Source organism: Pantoea sp. sgz302252, assembly GCF_042610525.1.
Taxonomy (GTDB): Bacteria; Pseudomonadota; Gammaproteobacteria; order Enterobacterales; family Enterobacteriaceae; genus Erwinia.
Genome location: NZ_JBHDVM010000029.1, coordinates 1 through 3127, shown reverse-complemented (window position 1 = coordinate 3127; position 3127 = coordinate 1). Strand labels below are relative to the sequence as shown.

Below are 3127 nucleotides of genomic sequence, written 5' to 3'. Positions count from 1 at the left end.
GTATAGCTGGCTCCGGCGCTGGCGCTCTGCTGCTTCGAATCGTAGCGGTCGCTGTCCTGTTCCGAGGTCAGCGTCAGATTACGTCCGGTATCCACCTTCACGCTGTCGCCGCTGACCTGCGCGCCCTGAAGCAGCGTGTCGCGTCCGGCGTTCAGGCTCAGGGCGTTGCCCGCGTTCAGCGTAGTTTCCATATGGGGCAGGCCATTACTGCCCGAACTATACAAACTACTGTGCAGGTAATGCTGGAGTGCCTGGTTATCATCAGAAAAGAGCCGCATCAGCAACGGCCAGCAGAACCGGACGTGGTGACCATGCTGCGTAAGGCTTGTAAGAAGCTGTCGACTCGTAAGCAGCGAGAGATTGCGGCATTTTTCGAACTGGTTGCCACGCCGCAGAAGCGAACGCGAAAGATCCCGGCTGGGAGCATTTAAGTGGCGGCGGTTTGAAATAACTAACTGGGTATAGCAAAAAAATAATTTCTTAACTCGACAAGCAGATCGAGAAAGCTTTCGCCTGGATTATCAGTTTGATTTACCCAACACAGCTCACTATGCTTATCAACATAAGCATAGGTTAACTCCCCACAATCGCTTTCTGGTTCTAAAGTCGCATACAAAATAATTTTTGCTGCATTTTACGCAGTGAATGATAGTAATATTTAACCAATGTAATCGTATATTTATTGGTCAGAGAATATTATTAGCCTCTATATGAATTCCTTTTAATGTCGAGTTAATTTGCACATCTTTTTAGCCTTTACACAGAGCTTATTACGAGCAAAAATAATTAAATCACAGAAACAATTTCTTGCTCGCTTCGTGAATTTATCCAATATACAAATCTGGAAAAAACTCATTTATTTCATCGTTATCTATCACTTTTTCTTTAGAGAAATCAATTGTTTTTGACACAGCAATAATGCGACGGAGCTTATAAGGGAAGTCATCAATAGTCGCGCACACCGTTGGCATTAAAAACCTAAAATAGTCTCCTGTTTTTGTATTACTTTCATAACCAACCGGGTAATCCTCACCTTCATAGCTTCCTTCAACTGCATGATATACAAACAATCCTTTAATAGACGGCAGGCTATACTCTCGTAATTTTTGAGTATAATGAGAACGTTCCTTTATCCAACCGTCTACTTCATCCCTTGTGGTTAAATGGCTGAACCTTTGCGCAGAGTATAAATCAACCTTAGTATCACCCATCTTATTTTCAGGATAGGAATCATATATGTCGGACTCTTCCCACATATAATCAGTAAGTTCATCAAGCAGTACTTCAGCATTTTCTATAGATAGAATTGCTTTAGGGAGATCACCAAAGCAATTATTCACCATAACCGCAATTTTACCAAACTTATCCATCGCGAACCATGTATAAATAGTTCCAAACTCAGGTTTCCAATCTAAATTCAATATACTCATAGTTATTTTCCTTTGGGCCATGTTACCTGACAATTTGCGCAAGGCTTTATAATCGCTTCGGGGGTAACAACTCCCTCATCATAAACAATTCTGGGTCTGACTGCATCTGTAAACTTAATATTTTCAGGAGCAACCCCTTGCCGAATCAATTTATCAGCTCCAGAAACTTCTGCGCATGCACCTGCTTTATTTTTGCAAAAGCTTGTAAATTCACCAATCTTAACCCCTAACTGTTTTTCAATGTATTTGACAGTTACAGGATGTAAAGATTCTGCATTAATTTGAGCATTACTACTTCCTATGGCTACTTTTCCGGTTACTGGATCATAAGCCCCCACCATCGTAGCGCTTTTATTTGCCTGTGACTTAGAACTGAAGCTATTAATTTCATTTAATAAATCCCGCTCAGCCTTTACAGCCACCTCATTTACTTTCGCTATATTATTATCTTCAGAGCTTACATTTTGCCTTGCTGCCTGCGTCTTTTGTAATACTTTATTAAACGCAACCCCTGATGCAAACTTGATGACATCCTGACCGGATGCCCCATTGTCCAGCAGGTTCATAACGCCATTAACGTCAACAGGCGACAGCGCTGATGAAATAACATCATTTTTGAGGGCCAGATCGTGAATTTTCTCGTCGCTTAACCCCTGCGACTTCCATTCTGCGATTTGCTGGCTGCCTTTAATCGCCGCAACATAAGGGTTGCTGACAACGCCCATAGGCGTCCAGTCAATGCCCGTTTGCGAGTAAATATCCCCCAGGAATCCTTTATAATCAGAGTCAAGCTGCCCTTCTTTTGCGCCTGCCAGCATTGTATTCGCGTAATCCGTTACCAGCAGATTGAAATCATCTGCGGTCAGCGCCCCGGATTTATACATTGAAATTAGCTTTTCTCCTGCCGCTTTCTCTTGCTGACGGTATTCATTACGAACCGCACGTTCGCACTCTCCGTCCCCGCAGGCAGTAAATCGCTCCTGAAGCTCATCCATACCACCGATACCGGCAGCCTTTAGCTTTTCATAAAGAGCACGGCTTTTGGCATCAAGGTTTTCAACGCCATGCTTATTTGACAGAAGATTATTCTCAACAGCATTCTTCCCGGCCTGAGCGCCCGTCACCGCGCTGCCCGTGCTGTCTCCTGCAAGGCCGCCCGCCAGACCCGCCGCCAGCGTGCCCAGCGCACTGATGGTCTGACGCTGCTCTTCGCTCAGGCCTTTACGGTCAACGCCCGGATAAAGCTGCTGCGCGATATACTCGCCCGCCGCGCCGCCTGACGCGCCCGCCAGCGCCGAACCGCCCGATGCCTGCGCAACCGCCGCGCCCAGCACCGCGTGCGCTATCAGGTTCGCCTCGACGTTCACCACTTCTTTGCCATTCGCATCTTTCGTGGTGGTCGCTTTATGGATAAGCTCCGCCAGGTACGGTGCCGCGCCGCCCGCTACCGCTGCCGACAGGTTCCCGCCCGCCAGCGCCGAGACTGCCGCCGTCGCCGCGCTGATGCCCTGCTGAAGCGCCCCGCCCGTACCCTTGCCGCTGTCGAGCATCGCTTTGTTATAGGATGTCTGGTACAGCTGCTGAACGATATCGTCCTGCGCTGGCGTTTTATCCGGGTTGGCCTTCTGCCATTCCGTCTTCGCTGCCGCAAGCTCTTTCGTACCGGCCCTGTTCAGCGCTTCCGTGGCTGACTTCGT

2 protein-coding genes and 1 pseudogene are annotated in these 3127 nt (G+C 47.5%); all 3 read right to left on the bottom strand.

The window, feature by feature from the left end; genetic code table 11:
• Positions 1–218 (bottom strand): annotated as a pseudogene (locus ACETPC_RS23685) (hemagglutinin repeat-containing protein); the annotation flags it as partial.
• 606 nt (positions 219–824) lie between these two features.
• A complete protein-coding gene (locus tag ACETPC_RS23680) occupies positions 825–1430 on the bottom strand; it encodes a hypothetical protein (protein WP_380184884.1) in 606 nt (201 codons plus the stop codon).
• Between the two features lie 2 nt (positions 1431–1432).
• The coding region (locus ACETPC_RS23675) for a VENN motif pre-toxin domain-containing protein (RefSeq protein WP_380184883.1) at positions 1433–3127 on the bottom strand (1695 nt) is incomplete at its 5' end.

Bases quoted from the DNA above. Each gene is read 5' to 3' on its own strand.
- ACETPC_RS23680 (WP_380184884.1), bottom strand. From the start codon at position 1,430: ATGAGTATATTGAATTTAGATTGGAAACCTGAGTTTGGAACTATTTAT.